The organism is Streptomyces sp. NPDC007901, assembly GCF_042959465.1.
Lineage (GTDB): Bacteria > Actinomycetota > Actinomycetes > Streptomycetales > Streptomycetaceae > Streptomyces.
Genome location: NZ_JBIBKW010000009.1, coordinates 347,903 through 366,983, shown reverse-complemented (window position 1 = coordinate 366,983; position 19,081 = coordinate 347,903). Strand labels below are relative to the sequence as shown.

The 19,081-nt window shown below is 68.8% G+C and carries 11 protein-coding genes and 1 pseudogene; 6 read left to right on the top strand and 6 right to left on the bottom strand.

What is annotated here, in order from left to right; genetic code table 11:
• Nucleotides 1-15 precede the first annotated feature (15 nt).
• From ACFZDK_RS29300 to ACFZDK_RS29290, 3 genes are all read left to right on the top strand, one after another.
• Nucleotides 16-9,540: a LamG-like jellyroll fold domain-containing protein gene (locus ACFZDK_RS29300; protein ID WP_390976900.1), complete on the top strand. Its 9,525-nt coding sequence runs from the start codon at nt 16-18 to the stop codon at nt 9,538-9,540.
• A gap of 13 nt (nt 9,541-9,553) precedes the next feature.
• Nucleotides 9,554-10,075 carry an SMI1/KNR4 family protein gene (locus ACFZDK_RS29295; RefSeq protein ID WP_390976899.1) on the top strand — a complete coding sequence of 174 codons (522 nt, stop codon included), beginning with the start codon at nt 9,554-9,556 and terminating at the stop codon, nt 10,073-10,075.
• 218 nt (nt 10,076-10,293) lie between these two features.
• Complete coding sequence (locus ACFZDK_RS29290) at nt 10,294-10,725, top strand: hypothetical protein (RefSeq protein ID WP_390976898.1); 432 nt, start codon at nt 10,294-10,296, stop codon at nt 10,723-10,725.
• A gap of 289 nt (nt 10,726-11,014) precedes the next feature.
• Here ACFZDK_RS29290 and ACFZDK_RS29285 read toward each other — a convergent pair whose 3' ends face one another.
• The 4 genes and pseudogenes from ACFZDK_RS29285 to ACFZDK_RS29270 form a co-directional block, all read right to left on the bottom strand.
• Complete coding sequence (locus tag ACFZDK_RS29285) at nt 11,015-11,497, bottom strand: GNAT family N-acetyltransferase (RefSeq protein ID WP_390976897.1); 483 nt, start codon at nt 11,495-11,497, stop codon at nt 11,015-11,017.
• A gap of 121 nt (nt 11,498-11,618) precedes the next feature.
• Nucleotides 11,619-11,997 (bottom strand): annotated as a pseudogene (locus tag ACFZDK_RS29280) (ATP-binding cassette domain-containing protein); the annotation flags it as partial.
• A 116-nt stretch (nt 11,998-12,113) separates the two neighbouring features.
• Nucleotides 12,114-12,956 (bottom strand): DUF4097 family beta strand repeat-containing protein, encoded by an 843-nt coding sequence (locus ACFZDK_RS29275; RefSeq protein ID WP_390976896.1) that lies wholly within the window; start codon nt 12,954-12,956, stop codon nt 12,114-12,116.
• 102 nt (nt 12,957-13,058) lie between these two features.
• Complete coding sequence (locus ACFZDK_RS29270; RefSeq protein WP_390976895.1) at nt 13,059-13,577, bottom strand: hypothetical protein; 519 nt, start codon at nt 13,575-13,577, stop codon at nt 13,059-13,061.
• Nucleotides 13,578-14,039: 462 nt separating this feature from the next.
• On the opposite strand from ACFZDK_RS29270, the gene ACFZDK_RS29265 reads away from it, so the two are divergent.
• A complete protein-coding gene (locus tag ACFZDK_RS29265) occupies nt 14,040-15,995 on the top strand; it encodes a KUP/HAK/KT family potassium transporter (RefSeq protein WP_390976894.1) in 1,956 nt (651 codons plus the stop codon).
• Nucleotides 15,996-16,222: 227 nt separating this feature from the next.
• On the opposite strand, the gene ACFZDK_RS29260 is transcribed toward ACFZDK_RS29265, so the two are convergent.
• Nucleotides 16,223-16,942, bottom strand: a complete 720-nt coding sequence (locus ACFZDK_RS29260; protein WP_390976992.1) for an undecaprenyl-diphosphate phosphatase — start codon at nt 16,940-16,942, stop codon at nt 16,223-16,225.
• Nucleotides 16,943-16,950: 8 nt separating this feature from the next.
• Here ACFZDK_RS29260 and ACFZDK_RS29255 point away from each other — a divergent pair, with 8 nt between their 5' ends.
• Nucleotides 16,951-17,514, top strand: a complete 564-nt coding sequence (locus ACFZDK_RS29255; protein ID WP_390976893.1) for a hypothetical protein — start codon at nt 16,951-16,953, stop codon at nt 17,512-17,514.
• The gene (locus ACFZDK_RS29250; RefSeq protein ID WP_390976892.1) at nt 17,511-18,320 is read left to right on the top strand and encodes an IS5 family transposase; all 810 of its coding nucleotides are present in this window, start codon (nt 17,511-17,513) and stop codon (nt 18,318-18,320) included. The genes ACFZDK_RS29255 and ACFZDK_RS29250 overlap by 4 nt, the downstream gene beginning before the upstream one ends.
• 17 nt (nt 18,321-18,337) lie before the next feature.
• On the opposite strand, the gene ACFZDK_RS29245 is transcribed toward ACFZDK_RS29250, so the two are convergent.
• Nucleotides 18,338-18,868: a hypothetical protein gene (locus tag ACFZDK_RS29245; protein WP_390976891.1), complete on the bottom strand. Its 531-nt coding sequence runs from the start codon at nt 18,866-18,868 to the stop codon at nt 18,338-18,340.
• Nucleotides 18,869-19,081: the final 213 nt, after the last annotated feature.

Genomic DNA, 19,081 nt, shown 5'->3' with positions numbered 1-19,081 from the left:
GTGGTGCCGTTGCTGGTGTCCTTCTGGGCTCAGGAGGGAGGCGCGGCCTATGCGGCGACGCGTCCGTCGGCCTCGCTCGGTGCCGGGCTGGGCCAGGTGTGGAAGTGGTTGTCGGGTGCGGACGGTCCGGGGCCGCGGTCCAAGACCGGCTCGGCCCACGACGTACGCGCCGCGAAGGCAGGCAAGGGACGGCCTGCCGGAAAGGCGCCGGGCAAGGGCAAGGGGCAGCTGGCTGCCTGGAAGGCCCCGGGCGTTCAGGCCGGGAAGGAACGTTCCGGTAATGCGGCCGTGGGCTTCAACCCGAAGACGAGCAAGCGCGTGGCCGCGAAGTCCGGCGCGCAGTTCGACTACTTCCAGAACGCCGACGGGTCCTTCACCCGGAAGATGTCGCAGTCCCGGATCAACTATCGGGACGCCGACGGCACTTGGAAGTCCATCGACACCGGCGTAGCGCGGCGCGCCGACGGCCGCTGGCAGGAGAAGGCGAACTCTCTCGGGGTGTCCTTCGCGTCCTCCACGGCGGCGGACGGCTCCGTACGGCAGTCCGCGCTGCGGGGGAGCGGCGCGGGCTCGGTCGTGCCCGCGGCCCTGACCTGGAAGACCGCCTCCGCGAAAGCCGCCTCCGCCCTCCAGGCCGACGACACCGACGATCCGGCGGCCACTCCCAGCCCGGCCGTCAGCTCCGGCACGTCCGCTCAGGGGGACCTCGCGACCCTGACCATCTCCGACTCCGAGTCCGTGTCCTGGTCGTTGGCCGGCGCGAACGCGGTCACCGGTACGGCCTCCGGCTCCGGCGTCGAGTACGACGGTGTCCTGACCGACACGAACCTCGTCCTCGCGCCCACCGCGAACGGCGTGAAGGAGTCCCTGGTGCTGACCTCGGCGAACGCGCCGACCAGCTGGGTCTTCCCGATGTCCCTCAAGGGGCTCACGCTGACCACCGCGTCCGACGGCACGGTGGAACTGGTGGACGGCAGCGGCACCGTCATGGCCACCCTGCCGCAGCCGTTCGCCCGGGACTCCTACGTCGACCCGGCCACCGGCGAGTCCCACGACAACTGGGCCATGACGTACAGCGTCACCGAGGTCGACGGCACCCCGGCCGTGAAGATGTCCCTGGACCCCTCCTGGCTCGCCGGCTCCGACATCACCTTCCCGGTGACCGTCGACCCGACGATGACGGTGTCGACCGCCGGCCAGAACCTCACGACGTACGTGTACTACCCGAACACCGCCGACTACTCGTCGGACACGATCATGCGCGTCGGTACCCCGGACGGCGGCGCGTACATCGGGCAGGCGTTCATGAAGTTCCTCGGGCTGCCGGACACCGACGGCTATCACATCACCGACGCCGACCTGCACCTCTTCAACGTGTGGGCGTACACATGCAGTTCCTCCACCTCGTACAACGTGTACCCGATCACCGAGCAGTGGTGGGTGACCGGGCAGAAGTCCTGGTCGGACCGGCCCGCGACGGCCGCCTCCATCGGCACCTGGTCGGGCACGGTCTCCGACACGGTCTGCGGCAACACCTCGGTGTCCACCGGTACCGGCCAGTGGCAGACCACCGACCTGGACACGGACTACTTCCAGAAGATCGCCCTGGGCGAGACCAGCAACTACGGCCTGTCCGTGTTCAGTTCGGCGACCAGCTCCTCTCAGTGGAAGAAGTTCGACTCCGACCAGGTCGACTCGCACGCCCCGTACGTCACGGTCACCTACAGCAAGAACACCGCGCCGGACATCGAACACACCTATCCCAAGGCGAACTTCACCTCGCCCTCCCTGCGTCCGCAGCTTCAGGTCAAGGCGGTCGACCCGGACTCCTGGCCGACCACACCGCTGAAGTACGACTTCGCCGTGTACTCCTCGGCGGGCAAGCAGATCGACACCTCCGGCTGGCAGACCTCCACCAAGTGGACCGTACCGTCAGGTGACCTGGGCTGGTCCACGTCGTACTACTGGACGGTGTCGGCGAACGACGGCTGGTCGACGACCACGAGCGGCACCCAGCCCCTGTCGACGCTGGTGGCACAGCCCCTGGTCGCCTCCCGGCTGGCGCAGAACGGCGGGCACGGCTACGACGAGGAGGCCGGCAACTACACCACCTCCGCCACCGACGCCTCCGTCGCCACCGTCGGCCCGTCCCTCGACGTGACCCGCTCCTACAACTCCCTGGACACCAGCACCGCCGGAGCCTTCGGTGCGGGCTGGTCGGCGCTCGCCGACATGCGGGCCGTGATGGACGACGACGGTTCCAAGAGCGTGGTGCTCACGGACGACGGCGGAAAGCAGGAACGCTGGGGCTATTCGTCCTCCGGGTACACCCCGCCGACCGGCACCTACGGCACCTTCAAGGCACTGTCAGCCGGCTACTCCCTGACCGAGACCTCCGGCACGACGTACACCTTCGACACCCCCGGCGGCACGAACATCTGGCTGCTGTCGAAGATCAAGACCCACGCGGGGCTGACCGAGACGCTCAGCTACGACTCCTCGTACCGGCTGAGCACCATCAAGAACGACGTCTCCGCCCGCACCCTCTACTTCACCTGGGCCAAGCCCTCCGGCGCCGCCCACTACCACGTCCACACGGTCACCACCGATGCCGCCACCAGCGGCGACACCACGACCGCCGCCCTGTGGACCTACGGCTACACCGGTGACCGGCTCACCTCGGTGTGCCCGCCGGCCACCGCCTCCCCGTCGACCGCGTCGACGTCCTGCTACGCCTACACCTACATCGCCGGCTCCAACTACCCCTCGGCCGCCCTGGACGCAGGCCCCAGCGGCTACTGGCGTCTGGACGAACCGTCCGGGAGTACCACCGCGGCTTCCTCAGTGCTGGCCAACGAGCAGACGGACGCGGGCAGTTACAAGAACGCCACTCTGGGCAGCTCCACCGGCCCGCTCACCGGCTCGACGGCAACCGCCCTGACCCTCGCGGGTACCGGCTACACGAAGGTCCCGGCCGGGCTGCTGCACGCCAGTACCACCCGCGCGCTGTCCCTGTGGTTCAAGACGTCCAAGAAGGGCGTCCTGGTCGGCGACCAGTCCAAGGCCGTCGCCGGCACCGCGGCCACCGGTACCTGGACGCCGGTCCTGTACGTGGGTTCGGACGGCAAGCTGCACGGCCACTGGTGGAGCGTGAGCGGTTCGGGCAGCGCCGACTTCGGCTCCACCGGCACGGTCACCGACAACACCTGGCACCACGCCGTCCTCAGCTCCGACGGCGGCACCCAGACCCTCTATCTCGACGGCGCCAAGCAGGACACCTTCTCCGGCACCCCCGACGACCAGGACAACGCCTACACCTACATCGGCGCCGGCTTCGCCGACTCCTGGCTCGACTCGCCCGGCGACGTCAGCTACTTCATCGGCTCCATCTCCGACGTCTCCTTCTACAGTCACCCGATCACCGCCTCCCAGGTCGACGACCTGTACGCCGCCGGCACCGCCAGCGCGGCCCTGCTGATGAAGGAGTCCAGCCCGGCCGGCCGGACCACCGCGGCCGTCTCCTACGACACGGATGCCGACCGTCTGACGCAGGTCACCGACGAGAAGGGCGGCACCTGGAAGCTGGGCACGCCCACCGTGGCGGGCTCCAGTGCGGTCTTCCGGGGCACGGTGCTCGGTGCGGACCCGGCCGGCTACTGGCAGTTGGGCGACGACAGCGACGACGGCTCCGCCACGTACGCGGCCGACGAGGTCAACGGCGGCGACGGCACGTACAACAACGTCACTCTCGGCGTCAGCGGCCCCTTCAGTGCCAAGGACAGCACCGCGAACACGGCCGCCTCCTTCGACGGTTCCAGCTCCTACGTCTCCGTACCGGCCGACCTGCTGCACACCGACACCAAGCGCAGCGTCGGCATCTGGTTCAAGACCTCCACCGCCGGCGTGCTCATCGGTGACCAGTCCACGGCGATCGACGGGGCCACGGCTGCCTCCGGCACCTGGACGCCGGTCCTGTACGTGGGTTCGGACGGCAAGCTGCACGGCCACTGGTGGAGCGTGAGCGGTTCGGGCAGCGCCGCCTTCGGTTCCACCGGGACGGTCACCGACAACGCGTGGCACTACGCGGTGCTCAGCTGCGACGTCGACAGCCAGGCCCTGTTCCTCGACGGCACCAAGCAGGACACGTTCGCCGGTACACCGGCCGACCAGTCCAACACCCTGACCTACATCGGCGCGGGCTTCGCCAAGAGCTGGCTCGACTCGCCCCGTGAGGTCAGCCACTTCAAGGGTTCCATCGCCGACGTCGCCTTCTACGACCACAACCTGACCTCCGCACAGGTCGCCACGCAGTGGAACGCCTACAAGCAGTCCACCGGCACCATCGCCACCGAGTCCGTCGACGTCACCGACCCCGGGAACAACACCCTCACCAGCACCTACGACCTCTCCAACGGCGGCCGTATCCTCACCGACACCGACGGCACCGGAGCCACCACCTCCTACGGCTACGACACCTCCGGCTTCCTCTACACCACCACCGACGGCAACGGGAACGTGACCACCACCGGTCACAACTCCCGTGGTGACGTGGTCTCCCGCACGACCTGCCAGGACCAGTCCGACTCCCTGTGCTCGACGTCGTACTTCACGTACTACCTCAACGCGGACTCGGACACGGACCCGCGCAACGACCAGCTGCTGACCTCGTCCGACGGACGGTCGTCGAGTTCGACGGACACCACCTACCGCACCGTCAACTCGTACGACGGCAACGGCAATCTGCTCACCACGACGACCCCGGCCGTCACCGGCCACAGCGCCGGCCTGACGACCGTGAAGACATACACCAGCTCCACCACGGCCGGTTACACCTCGGGCACCACGGCCCCGGCCGGGCTGCTGGCCTCGACGACGACACCGGGCGGCGCGAAGACGTCATACCTCTACTACGCGAACGGCGACCTCGCCCAGGAGACCTCACGGCTCGGCCTTGTCACCCGGTACACGTACGACGCGCTCGGCCGCGTCCTGACGAAGACCGAGATCTCCGACACCTACCCGGCGGGCCTGGTCACCCACTACACCTACGACCCGCTGGGCCGCGTCCTCACCGAACTCGACCCGGGCACGACGAACGCCGTCAACCAGGCTGTCGTCCACACGGCCCTGACGACCCGGACGTACGACGCGGACGGCAACACCCTGACCAGCACGGTCTCCGACACGACCGGCGGCGACACCGCCCGCGTCACGAGCACGGTCTACAACGACTTCGGCGAACCGAAGACCGTCACCGACCCCGAACAGCACAGCACGGCCTACACGTACGACACCTACGGCAACAAGCAGACCGAGACCGACCCCGACGGGCAGAATTACGCCTTCACCTACGACGCCAACGGCAGCCTGCTGACCACTGTCCTCACCAACTACACGGGTTCCTCCAGTACTTCGCAGCCGACCGCCGCGAAACTCCTGGAACAGCGGACCTACGACCCGGGCAGTCGCCTCCACACGATCACCGACGCGATCGGCGTCACCACGGCGTACGCGTACTACGACAACGCGCTGACGAGGCAGATCACCCGGACCGGTGCCGCGGGCACGACCTTCGTCGACGAGCAGGACACCTACGACGACGCGGGCAACCTGACCGGGAAGACCACCGGGAACGGCGCTCTCGCCACCACCTACACGATCGACGCCGCCGGCCGCACCACGGCCACCACGACGGACCCCTCCGGCCTCGCGCAGACCACCGCGTACACCTTCGACGACGACTCCCGTGTGCTGACCTCGAAGCAGACCGACGCGGCAGGCGACCCCGCCCAGAACTGGACGTACACCTATGACGCGGCCGGTGACACGACGTCCGCCGCTCAGTACGTCTCCAGTTCTCTCACCCTCACCACCAAGGCCACCTACGACGACCGCGGCCTGAAGGTCACCTCGACCGACGCCCAGAACAAGGTCTACTCGTACGCCAACGACGAGGCCGGCCGGCCGACCACCACGACGAGCCCGGCGATCACGACCACCGAGCCCGGCACAGGCGCGACCGAGACCTCGTACCCGACCACGATCAACGGCTACGACACCTTCGGCGACCGCACCGAGGCCGAGGACGCGAACGGCCACATCACGGCAACCGCCTACGACCGCGACGGCCGCAGGAGCGGCACCACCCTCCCGTCGTACAACGGCACCTCCGCCACCACCGCCTGGACCTACGACGCCTCCGGCGACGTCCTCAGCGAGTCGGACGCCAAGGGCGAAACCGACTACACCTACGACCAGTTGGGCGACCTGGTCCAGCAGACCAACCCGGCGATCAGCATCTCGGGCACCGACACCCGCGGCAGCTTCACCTACTCCTACGACCTGGCCGGCGACCGCCTGACCGAGACCTCCCCGTACGGATCGGTGACCCACCACAGCTACGACGACCTGGGCCGCGACAGCGGCACATGGGCGTACGTCTACACGTCCACGAGCGCGCAGACGAAGCAGGAGACCGACACCACCTACAACAGCGCGGGCCTGGTCGCCAAGAGCGTGTCCGGCACCGGCGTCGCCACCGGCTACACGTATGACGCACTCGGCCGCACGCTCACCACCTCCGACACGACCGGCGACACCACCGCGTACACCTACGACCTGCGCGACGACGTCATCAAGGCCGTTCTGCCGGACCAGAGCATCCAGACGGCGACCTACGACGCGGCGGGCCGCAAGACCGCGACCGCGAACGCGACGTCGGCCGGCTCGGTGCTGTCGTCCACGTCGGCGACGTACACGAACGACGGCCGGCTCCAGACAACCATCGACGCCCGTCAGCACACGACCAGTTACGAGTACGACGACCTCGGCGACCTGACGAAGCAGACGGAGCCGCTCTCCGACAGCGCCTCCATCGTCACCAGGTACGGCTACGACGCCTCCGGGCACCAGACCGCCTACACCGACGGCAACGGCGACACCACGTACTACACGTACAACGCGCTCGGCCTGCCCGCGAGCAAGGAAGTCCCCGCGGTCACCGGGTACACCAGCGACGCCGACCGGACCACCACCTACGCCTACGACGAGCGCGGCCGTCTCGTCACCCAGACCGACCCGGGCGGCGTGACGACCACCAACACCTACGACGCCCTCGACGATCTGACCGCACAGAGCGGCGCCGGCGCCGACGCGACCACTGCCGACCGCCACTTCACCTATTCGCTGGACGGTCACCTCGTGGCCTCGGCCGTCGGCGACACCTGGGAGTACTACGCCACCAACGCGCTCGGCGACCTCCTCACCACCTCCGGGCAGGCGGGCAGTTCGTCCTTCACCTACAACGCCGACGAGAACCCGGCCAGCCGCACCGACGCCTCCGGCACCAGCAGCTACACCTACGACACGGACGGGCGCCTGGGCACCGACACGGACGCGTCGACGGGGACGACCCTGACCTATCAGTACAACGCCCTGTCCCAGCCCAAGTCGGTGACGTACGGGACCTCGGGCGACGTCCGCAGCTTCGGCTACGACTCCCTGCACCGCCTGACCTCCGACACCCTCACCACCGCCACGGGCGCCACCGTCGCCTCGGTCGGCTACGACTGGGACAAGAACGACAACCTGACCTCCAAGACCACGACCGGAGTCCAGGGCGCCGCCTCGAACTCGTACGCCTACGACTACGCCAACCGGCTCACGTCCTGGACCTCCGGCTCCACGAACACCGGCTACACCTATGACGCCGACGGCAACCGCCTGACCGCGGGCTCCACGACGTACACCTACAACGCGCGGGACCAGCTGACCTCCGACGGCACGCTGGACTACAGCTACACGGCTCGGGGCACCCTCTCGGCCAAGGGCTCCACGGCGTACACCTTCGACGCCTACGGCCAGCAGGCCACCGCCGGGGCGACCGGGTACACGTACGACGCGCTGGGCCGTGCGGTCACCGCCGGGTCGACCGCCCTCGCCTACTCCGGCACCGACAACACGGTCTCCTCCGACGGCGCGAGCACCTACAGCCGCGACCCGTCGGGCGCCCTCACCGGAGAATCCTCGGCGACCGGCGCCACCCTGGCCTGGACCGACCTGCACACCGACGTCATCGGCCAGTTCACCGCGACCGGCACCACCCTGACCGGCTCCGCGAGCTACGACCCGTGGGGCACCGCCATCGCCTCCACCCTGACCGGCAGCGCCGGCTACCAGAGCGAGTACACCGACCCGTCGACCGGCAACGTCAACATGCACGCCCGTTGGTACAGCCCGAACACGGGCGGCTTCGACTCGGCGGACACGGTCGACAACACGGCGGTCGCAGACAGTACCAACGCGAACGACTACGCCTACGCGAACGACACACCGCTCACCGGGACGGACCCGAGCGGGCACTGCCTGTGGGACCTGTGCATCGGAGAGGCGGAGGGTGCCTACCTCCTGGGCGCGGCCCTGATCAGCACCTGCATCGAGTACTGCTCGGCGCTTTCCAGGAGTATCTCCGACGCCTTCTCCTCCTCCAGCTCCTCGTCGTACAGCCACGCATACACCTCCTCGGCCGCCGCCGGCCACGCCGTCACCCACGGCCGCACCTGCGCCCAGACCCATTCCTATGCCTTCTGCGAGTCCCTCCAGAGCAGCGGCTCCTCCAGCGCGGGCCGGGGCGGTGGAACCGGCGGGGGCGGAGGCGGGGGCGGCTCCGGCGCCGGTACGTGCTACTCCTGCGGCGGAGGGAGCGGCGTCAGCGCCGCAGACGTCGCAGCCGCGGCGGCCAGGGCAGCGGCGGCCAGAGCAGCGGCCGAGGCCGCCCGCCGCGCGGCGATCCGCGCCCACGCCATCAAGATCACCGCATCCATCGGCAAGTCGACCCTGAAGGTCCACTCCATCTCGGCTGCCGGCGAACCCCCGACCGTGCAGATCAACATCAGCAACTCGGTACGCAACGCGGCCTCGGCCATCGCGGCGGGACTCACTACGGCGGCCGTCTGCGTGTCCACCGGTGGCTGCGCCGGAGACGACGATGACGACGGGCGCAGGAGTTCGTGCGATGCGATGCCCCTGATCGACGGTGGGCGGATCTACGGAGGTCTCGAGGAGTACACGGACCATCAGGGGAACAAGGGATGCAGGGCGACCGGTGCCATCGCATTCCTCACCAAGAGCGATCGCAGGTCGCGGACCGGAGCCGGCGGTTTGCCGAAGTGCCCAGAATGTGAACCGTCGGTCGAGCCGGACGGAATGGGAGAGATCAGAGCAGGAGGCGGAAGGCCGCAGGCCGGCCACCTGATAGGTTATTGGGGAAAGGGTACCGGCGAGGATGTCCGCAACTTGGTGGCTTTGAATGCCAGGGCGAATGCTCGCATGGCGAGCAAGGTGGAAGCCTTCGGATGGAAGGCCCTGAACGGGAACAACAGCCTGTTCATGTCGGTCGTTCCCGTGTACGGAGACACTCGCTCGGCCGTTCCGACGACCATCCAGGTGGGAATGGCCGTGTACGGATCCCGGGGCAGGATCACGGACAGCTATTCCTGCACTGTGGTCAACTCCAGGACCGGTATCGGCTCGACATGCTAGAAGGGGTCAAGTGATGGCAACGCTTGCAGAGATCCGAGCCTTGCTGGGCGAACCTGGATTCAACTGGACGGATCCGGCGCCATGGAGTGAAATGGAGCGGGAGTTCGGAATCGAATTCCCGGCGGACTTCCGCGGGATCGTTGATGCCTATGGATCGGTCCAGATCAACAATCAACTGTATCTGGAGCATCCCGCCGGCCATCTTCTGCACAATCTGAGGGAATCCATCAGGGGTGATCTCGAGCTTTTCCGTGAGGAAGACATGGCGGAGTACCTGCCGAGTCCGGCAGGGGCGAACCCCGGTGAGCTGATGCCGGTGGCGTCGGCCACGACGGGGGAATGGGTTTTCCTCCGTGTTCCCGACAGCCCCTCGTCGCCGTGGCGCGTCCTGGTGCAGGAGCTTGACAGCCCGGCTTGGGTGCTCCATGAGATGACATTCAGTGAGTGGTTGCTGGCTTACCTCAGGGGTGAGGACGTGACGGTGTGTTCTCGCAACTTCGCGCCCGATCGCCCGTTCTTCGAACCGCTGAGCTGAGCCGCCTTGCGCCGCCGCCCTCGGCCGGTGGCGACACGGTGGACCGGGATGCTCTGCACGCTGAGACGGGATGTCGGCCGCATTCGAATCCTGGCGCGAGGAAGAACGGCGCCTGCTCGACGAGGAAGGTAATCTTGAAGGCTTCTGACCGTGCCCACCGCCCGTCTCGCGAAAGGCGGGGGGTCGTTCTCGGTGCGGGCGTCGCAGTGCTCATTGCCGTGGCCGGTGTCGTAGCGCTGCTCCTGCCCTCGGAGTCCAGCGAGGACACGACGCCGCCCGTGCCGGTGTCGCACGTCGACACCGCCACCCGAGCCTGCCTTCTGACGTCCACCGACACGGACACGACAGGTACCTGGGCGGCGATGCAGGAGATGGCGAGGGCGAGCGACACGAACGTGCTGGTGCAGCGCTACCGCCTGCCCGCGTCGGGGAAGGCGGCCGCCTATGTCAACACCCTCGTTCAGCTGCGCTGTTCCGCGATCGTCACCACCGGCACCGCGGCGCGCTCCGCCGTGGCGTCCCGTCTGGTCGACGGACACATCCCGGACATCCGCTTCGTGGTCGTCGCCGGCCAGCCGGTGTCGGGTGCAACGCATCTGAGTCCGGACTCGGTGAGCGCATCGACCCTGACTCGGGCGGTAATGCGCTGAGCGGCGCGAACCGGTGGGCGCCACCGCTGAGGGGCGGACGGGGAAAGGGAGCGCCGAGGCAGCCCCGCTGTGTTGGCGCGCGGAGTGCTGGTCCCACGTCGACCGCGGATCCAGCCCTGGGCGACGCCCCCAGTGCCAAGCGGATCGGTACACGGCTGGACGAGGAGTTCGGCGTCTCCCTCCCCTGTACCGCCACCCTGCGCGACTTCGTCACCGCCCGCCGCCATGCGATCGCCGCAGAGACGGCCGTGACCGAGGTTGACGGGGCGAAGCAGTCCCTCGGCGGCTGTCACGGATAGGAGGTGGTGCGGGCGACACGGGCGTGAAGCAGACGGGGCGATGATTCGAAACCGTGGCGGGAGTAGGCCGGGATCGCACGGGGGCTGGAGTGCACGGTGACGCGTTCGAGCCCGAGTTCCCGAGCGCGAGCCAGGACCGCGTCGATGAGCCGGCCGCCCAGGCCGCCATCGCGTTCGCCGGGAACGACATACACGCACTGCAGGTCGCCCGATGCCCGGTGCAGGGCACGCGGGCTGGGCACTCGCGGGAGGACCGCCAGCCAGGCCATGCCGACGATCACCTCATCGCGGACCACGACCATGCAGCGATGCGACGACGTGTTCTCCTTCGCCCATGTGACGAAGTGCCGCACGAACTCCGCGCGCCCGGTGACGGGAGCATCTTGGTTCTCCAGGACCCACTGCCATCGGAGTTCAGCGACGACGTCCAGTTCATCGGAGACGGCCGGACGGATGACGACGTTGTTGTCCACCCGCGCATTGTGCGGTCATCCGGCCGCCGCCGTCATCACCGCAACGCGGCCCCACACCCACCACAGCGATGCGCGGTTCATTCTCCCCAGCGGCCTTGAGCGGGACTTCTCCTGGCCTCTCGGGCTTCTTCGCGGCCTCGGTGAGGTCGAAGCGCTCCAGCAGCCCGGCGACCACCCGCCGGCCCTCCGCGCGGGGGAGGTGGTGCAGGTCGGCCATCAGGAGCATGTTCTCCTCGCCGGTGATCAGTCCGTCCACTGCGGGCGACGTCATGACCGGCTACCTGGGCCTGCCCGCCGTCGGCGGTGACGAGGGTGGAGAGGATCTTGACGGCGGTGGTCTTGCCGGCGCCGTTGGGTCCGAGCAGCGCGAACACGGACCCGGGGGGGATGTACATGTCGATGCCGTCGAGGACGGTCTTGTCGCCGTACGACTTGCGCAGACCGACGGCGCAGACGGCGGCGGGCGACTGCGGATCGCCACCCCGACTGGATGTGGGCATGACAGATGTGGCCATGGAATCCTCCCGTTCGGAGACTCTCGGAGACCTTCGGAGTCTCGCGAAGGCGCACGGAGACTGAAGTGACTGGGGGAGCGGGTGAGTTGGCGGGCGGGTGGTCAGAGACGGGAGCGGCTGACGTCGATGTTGCCCCAGTTGGTCCGTGCCCGGACGGTGACCGTCTCCTCGGTCTGCTCCGGGGCCTCGGAATCGGCGAGCGTGTTGCGCACCTGCCCGCGGTTGGAGCTGACGTCGAGCCAGGCGGCGGTGCCTTCGTGGATGCCGATCTCGATGGAGCCGTTGGAGGTCTCCAACTGGATCTCGCCGCGAGCGACTTCGGCGACCCGGAGGGAGCCGTTCGTCGCGGTGCCGGTGACCGACGCCCCGGCGCGCGTGATGTCGATCGCGCCGTTGGTCCCGCTCACCCGCAGCTCGCCGGTCACGGTGCCGACGGTCGTGGTGCCGTTCGAGTTCTTCAGGACGGCGGGGCCGTCGACGAGGCCGACGCGCACGTTGCCGGAGCTGGTGGTGATCTCGGCCGCCCCCTCGACCCGGTCCACGACGATCGAACCGTGTGACAGGGCCAGGTTCAACGGGCCGGTCGTGTCGAGCCGGACGTCGCCGACCGAGGTCTTGATCCGGACCTCGCCGAGCCGGCCCTCACCGAGCACCTGGGCCCAGGGGCCGGTCATGTCGATGTGCGACCCCGTGGGCAGTTCGACCGTCACGTCGACGACTCCGCTGGGCCCGAGCATGCGCCGCTCCTTCGTCCGGACGGTCAGCACACCGCTCGCGTAGGAGACCTCGGTCTGCTCGGCGGCCCGTACGTCCTTGTCCCTCTTCGGGTCGCGGGGCCGCGCGTGAATCACGGTGTCGAGACGGTCGCCCGCGGTGAAGAGGATGGAGCCGGCGCCCACGTGGGCGGTGACCGAAATGGGTTCGGGTGTGTCGAAAGAAGGCATGGCTGTCCCGTCCTCTTGAGTCCTTGAGTCGTCCCCGCAGGTGGGACGTGGTGTGGGTGAAGTGGTGCGATGCGACGTGCTGTTCGGGGCGGGCGCTGCTAGCTAGCGCACCCAGCCCTTGAAGCTCTGTCCGACGGTGCGGGTCCGCTGCGGTGTACGCGGCTGCGTGCCGCCCTCGACCGCGGCCGATACGGCCCGCACCAGCCACGCGTTGACCGACAGCCCCTCGCGGCTCGCGGCCTCCTCGGCCCGCGCCTTGAGGGGGGCCGGCAGGCGGAGGTTGACGCGCGCGGTGCCGCCCTCGTCACCGTCGGCGGGCGCCGGAGCCCTGAGCGGTTCGACGGGCGCGTCGCCCGCTTCCGCATAGCCGCCACCGGCCGGCGGCAGCGTCACCACGAAGTCGGGGTCGAGCCCGCGCAGCCGTACGTCGACCGAACCGGGGGCGAGTTCGCGGGTGATCTCGTCCATCGCGGCGGAGAGCACGTTGAGCATGGTCAGCCGGGTCGCCGACTCCAGTGGAGCCGTCAGCCGCTCGGCCAGCTCACGGGCATCGTCCCCGCCGGCTTCGGCGGCCACCGCGAGTTCACGGCGGAGGGTGTCGACATACGGGGTGAGGTCCATGGCCACATAGTGGCACCACAATGGCGCCATTCGCAAGCCCGAATGGTGCCACGGGTGTGGCGGTCCCTCCGATCCCGCCTTGAACTGCGGAAACGCGGTGACGTGGCCCTTGAGTGATGGTGGCGCCATGTCTACTAGCGCGTTGCCGGGTGCAGGAGCGACGCCAAGATGGTGCCAGGTGGTGCCAATAGGTGTCATCCGGTGCCATGCGACGCCATGAATGCCTCAGGCGTCGCGCGGCACGGCCTCGAACGCCCTCCCCAGGTGGTTGCTGTCCAGCCGCAGCCGCCGCACCCGCATCCGTCGGCGCTCTGCCTGTGCGGACGACCACGTCGATCGGCCGGTGGGGAGGGCGGGGCCGCAGAAGCGGCGTGCGCGTGCGGACGATTGTGCGAAGGCCGGTATCGTCCGCCGTGACACACCTGACCTGGGGCACAGCAGCCCGTGCGGAGGAGGACCACCATGGCCGACAGTCGGCAGGAGAACGCGCCGACGCCGCCACCCGAGGCCCACCGCCAACTCGCGCACGACTCGGTGCGTCTGGCGGTGGTGATCGGCGCTCTCGGCGTGGTCTTCGGTGACATCGGGACCAGTCCGATCTACACCCTGCAGACCGTGTTCAACCCGAGCGACCCGCACCCCGTGCCCGTCAGCACGCAGAACGTGTACGGGGTGGTGTCGTTGGTGTTCTGGTCGGTGATGGTCATCGTCACGGTCACCTATGTGCTGCTGGCGATGCGCGCCGACAACGACGGCGAGGGCGGCATCATGGCGCTCATCACCCTGGTGCGCAGGTGGAGTTCGCAACGAGGCCGGCGGACCGCTGCCGTACTGGCCGCGCTCGGCATCTTCGGCGCGTCCTTGTTCTTCGGCGACAGCATGATCACCCCGGCGATCTCGGTGCTGTCCGCGGTCGAGGGGCTCAAGGTCGTCGAGCCGTCGCTGGACGACGCGGTCGTGCCGATCACCGCCGTGATCATCGTGGTGCTGTTCCTGGTGCAGCGCCGGGGGACGGCGGCGGTGGGCCGGGTGTTCGGACCGGTGATGATCGCCTGGTTCACGGCCATCGGCGCGTGCGGGGCGGTGGGCATCGCCGACCACCCGGACATCCTCAAGGCGCTGTCGCCGACGTACGCGCTGGGCTTTCTGTTCGGGCACTTCGGCACCGCCTTCTTCGCCCTGGCCGCGGTCGTGCTCGCGGTCACCGGCGCCGAGGCCCTCTACGCCGACATGGGGCACTTCGGGCGCCGGTCCATCACCCGCGGCTGGCTGTTCCTCGTCTTCCCGGCCTGCGTCCTGAGCTACCTCGGCCAGGGCGCGCTGATCCTCGACGACCCGGCCAACATCAGCAGCCCGTTCTTCCTGCTCGTGCCCGACTGGGGACGCTGGCCGATGATCCTGCTGGCCACGGCGGCCACCGTGATCGCCTCCCAGGCGGTGATCACCGGCGCCTACTCGGTCGCCTCCCAGGCCGCTCAGCTCGGCTACCTGCCGAGGCTGCGGATCGCGCACACCTCCGAGTCCACCGTGGGCCAGATCTACGTGCCCTGGATCAACTGGCTGCTGATGGTCTCGGTCCTCACCCTGGTCTTCGCCTTCCGCAGCTCCGCCGCGCTGGCCTTCGCCTTCGGCATGGCGGTGACCGGCACGATCACGATCACCACGCTGCTGTTCTTCTACGTCGCCCGGGCGAAGTGGGGGACCCCGAAGTGGCTGATCGGTATCGGCGCGAGCGTGCTGCTCTTCGTGGACCTGCTGTTCGTGGCGGCCAACATGACCAAGCTCGTCCACGGTGCCTGGCTGCCGCTGCTGATCGGCCTGACCGCGTTCACCGTCATGACGACCTGGCAGCGTGGCCGCGAGCTCGTCACCGCGGAGCGGGCCCGCGAGGAGGGCCCGCTGCCGGAGTTCATCAACGGCCTGCGCAGCGGTGAACTGCCGGTGCAGCGCGTGCCCGGCACGGCCGTCTTCCTCAACCGGGGCAAGGACACCGCGCCGCTGGCCATGCGAGCCAACGTCGAGCACAACCACGTGCGGCACGAGCAGGTCGTGATCCTCTCCATCGAGACCGAGCCGGTGCCCCGCGTCCCGGCCGACCGGCGGCTCGCCGTCGACAGCCTCGGCTACGCCGACGACGGGATAGTCCACGTCACCGCCACCTACGGCTACATGGAGACCCCGGACGTGCCCGCCACCCTGGCGATGCTCGACCCGGCCGAAACCGAGGGGCCCCTGCAGCTCGACCAGGCAACCTACTTCCTGTCGAAGATCGAGCTGCGGCGGGGACAGGCACCCACGATGGCGCCCTGGCGCAAGCGGCTGTTCATCGCCACCTCCTACATCACCGCCGACGCGGCCGAGTACTTCGGCCTCCCCCGCGACCGCACGGTCATCATGGGCTCGTACATCGAGGTGTAGGCGACGTTGGGCTTTGTGCGCCGACGTGTGCTGCCACGGCGGCCTGGGGGGCCGGACTCGCCGACCCTCCCGCCCTCCTGGGCCGGTACGAATTCACCACCCGTCGCGACGTGTACGACGGGGCGTGGAGGACTGACAGCCCTCGCGTGTGACGAGGGCTGGGGAGTCTGCCTCCATGATGAGCGGATGTGCAGGCCGTCGGCGTGGCCGTCGTATCGATCGGTGTGTCAGGCGAAGTGGACGGCGCTGGCCGCGCCCGCCAGCAGGCAGTAGACGGCGAACGGTGTGAGGGTCCGGGTGGTGAACCAGCGGGACGGGAAGCGGACCGCGACGTACGCGGCGACGGCGGCGGTGCAGAGCCCGACGATCACCTGGCCGTGGATGTGGGCGCCGGCGGGACCGGCCAGGCTGGGCAGCTTCAGGACGCCCGCCGCCAGGATCACCGGGGTGGCCAGCAGGAAGGAGAACTTGGCGGCGTCCTCGTGGTCCAGGCCGCGCAGCAGGCCGCCGACCATGGTGATGCCGGACCGGCTGATCCCGGCGAACAGGGCCAGAGTCTGGAAGAGGCCGATGACGCCCGCCTCGCGATGGCTCAGGGTCTCCAGCTTCCGGTTCGCCGCCCCCGCCGTACGGGTGTCGGTCGCCAGCGCCGCCCCTGGACCGCCCGGAAGGGCCGCTGCCGTGGCCTGCCGCTCGGAGCGGCGCCGAAGCCGTTCTCCGGCCAGCAGGATCAGGCCGTTCAGGGTGAGGAAGACCGCCGCCGCGAGCGGCTTGGCGAAGAGGGTGCGGAAGGTGCGCTCCAGGGCCAGGCCGGTGAGGCCGACCGGGATGGTGGCCACGATCAGCAGCATGGCGAGGCGTTCGGTGGAGGTCTCGACCCGGCGGGTGCGGGCGACGCCGACGAGGGCCCGGATGATGCGGGCCCAGTCCTTGCGGTAGAAGACCAGGGACGTAGTTGGCCGGCTACATCGAAGACCGTTGGATCAAGAAGAAGAAAGACGCCGTCACCGGCAAGCGAGAGCGCACCACCCGCTACGGCAAAGGCTCCAGGTACCGGGTAGCCGGTATCCCCGGAGTCCGCGACAAGTCCTTCGACATCCTCGAAGACGCCAAGGCGTGGCTCCGCAGGGCCGGCACGGACAGCGAACGAGGCGAGTTCGTCGACCCCCGCGACGGCTCCATCACGGTCGACGACTACGTGACACGCTTCTGGCGGACGGGAGTTCGCGGGACGCCTGCCACGGTCAAGCGCATCGACGAGCGGGTTCGCCTCCACATCCAGCCTCACCTGGGCACCGTGTCTGTTCGCGACATCACACCGGTGGTGTTGCGCGGATACATCGCTGCGCTGGAGGCCGAATGCTCACCGCGGTACGCGCGCCAGATCCTGTCCTCGCTCTCGAACATCTTCGAGACCGCCATCGACGACAAGCGTCTGGTGCGCAATCCGCTCAGGGCCAAGTCGGTTCGTTGGCCGAAGGTTCCGCCGTGGTGGCATTGGGGCACGCTTCCGGTGTGAACAGCGATCTTGTGCCCGACGACCTATGGGAGCGGATAGCCCCGCTAATCCCGGCCCGGCCGCCGCGGCGGCACCGGTTTCCCGGACGCAAGCCAGTCGACGACCGGACTGCGCTGGCCGGGATCGTGTATATCCTGCGCAAGGACGTGTCCTGGGCGGACGTCCCGGCCGAACGGATCGGCTGCTCTGGGGTCACCTGCTGGCGGCGACTACGAGACTGGACGGAGGCGGGGGTATGGCCCCGCCTGCACGAGGCCCTGCTCGTCGAGCTGCGACATGCCAGCCTGCTGGACATAAACGACTGCGCGATCGACGGCTCACACGTCAGGGCCCTCAAGGGGGGGGCTCACATCGGGCCTTCACCAGTCGACCGCAGTCGCCCGTGCAGCAAGCACCATGTGATCGTCGACCGCCACGGTACCCCGCTCGCCGTCTCGCTGACCGGCGGCAACCGGCACGACGTCACCCGGCTCATCCCGCTCTTGGACGCGATTCCGCGTATCCGGGGCCTGCGCGGCCGTCCCCGCCACAAGCCGAAGCGCCTGTACGCCGACCGAGGCCACGACTTCCGCAAGTACCGCCGACTTGTGTGGGCCCGCGGTATCGTCCCGAAGATCGCCCAGCGCGGCGCCCCGCACGGCTCCGGCCTGGGCAAGACCCGCTGGGTCGTGGAACGCACGTTCGCGTGGCTGCACCAGTTCAAACGCCTACGCATCCGCTACGAGATACGCGCCGACCTACACCACGGACTCCTCCAACTCGCCTGCGCCATCATCTGCTTGAGGCGGCTACGGAGCGCATTCTGAAACGATCAGTAAGCCGGTCAGCGGGGAGGGGGCTGGCCGGTGGTGTCGAGAAGGTGGGTGCACCATCGTGGATCCTCGGCGGTCCACCCCGTCCAGCGGTGCCAGACCATGTCCGGCCAACAGTCGTTCGTGACGACGTCCGGCCGATGGCGGGGGTCCTGGGCATGTCCACGGTGCCAGGCGGCCCAGCCGAGGAAGGCATTGACCGCGCCGGCGTCCCATCGGCCGGCGAGCCGGTCGCGCCGGTCTTCGTCGGCGACGTCGATCAGGCAGACCGCGATTCCGTCCAGCAGCGGCGCGGAGGGAGTGGCCAGGACTTCGCCCAGCGGGGACTGTCCCGTCAGCAGCAGGTCGATCCCGCGGCTCCGATATGCCAGTGCGCGACGCACCCAGTGTTCGGTCATGCGGTGTCGCCACTGGCGATCGGCACGCTCCGGCACGCCGATCTCGTCGAAGTCGTGTACGGCGACCTGTTGGAGCCGGTCGGCCACCGACCGGGCGAGTGTCGTCTTGCCCGAACACCTGGAGCCCGTCAGCTTGAACAGCATCGGGCCAGAGTCGCAGCCCACCCTGACCTTCTCGACCGAATTTCCCCGGACGCCCGATCGTTCCCGGTACTGCTTACTCTCCGTGTTGGATGAGCACCTTGTGACGGCAGCGAGGAAGCCTCGGTCGGGGCGAGCGGGTCTGAGGTCGAGGAGCGCCAGCCGAAGCGGCGCGGGTTTCATTCTCCCCAGATTCTCCCCAGCGGCCCTGGGCGG

What these genes read in the sequence shown, in the direction of transcription:
- ACFZDK_RS29295 (WP_390976899.1), top strand. Translation starts at nt 9,554, where the DNA reads ATGGCAACGCTTGCAGAGATCCGAGCCTTGCTGGGCGAACCTGGATTC.
- ACFZDK_RS29275 (WP_390976896.1), bottom strand. Translation starts at nt 12,956, where the DNA reads ATGCCTTCTTTCGACACACCCGAACCCATTTCGGTCACCGCCCACGTG.
- ACFZDK_RS29270 (WP_390976895.1), bottom strand. Translation starts at nt 13,577, where the DNA reads ATGGACCTCACCCCGTATGTCGACACCCTCCGCCGTGAACTCGCGGTG.
- ACFZDK_RS29265 (WP_390976894.1), top strand. Translation starts at nt 14,040, where the DNA reads ATGGCCGACAGTCGGCAGGAGAACGCGCCGACGCCGCCACCCGAGGCC.
- ACFZDK_RS29245 (WP_390976891.1), bottom strand. Translation starts at nt 18,868, where the DNA reads ATGCTGTTCAAGCTGACGGGCTCCAGGTGTTCGGGCAAGACGACACTC.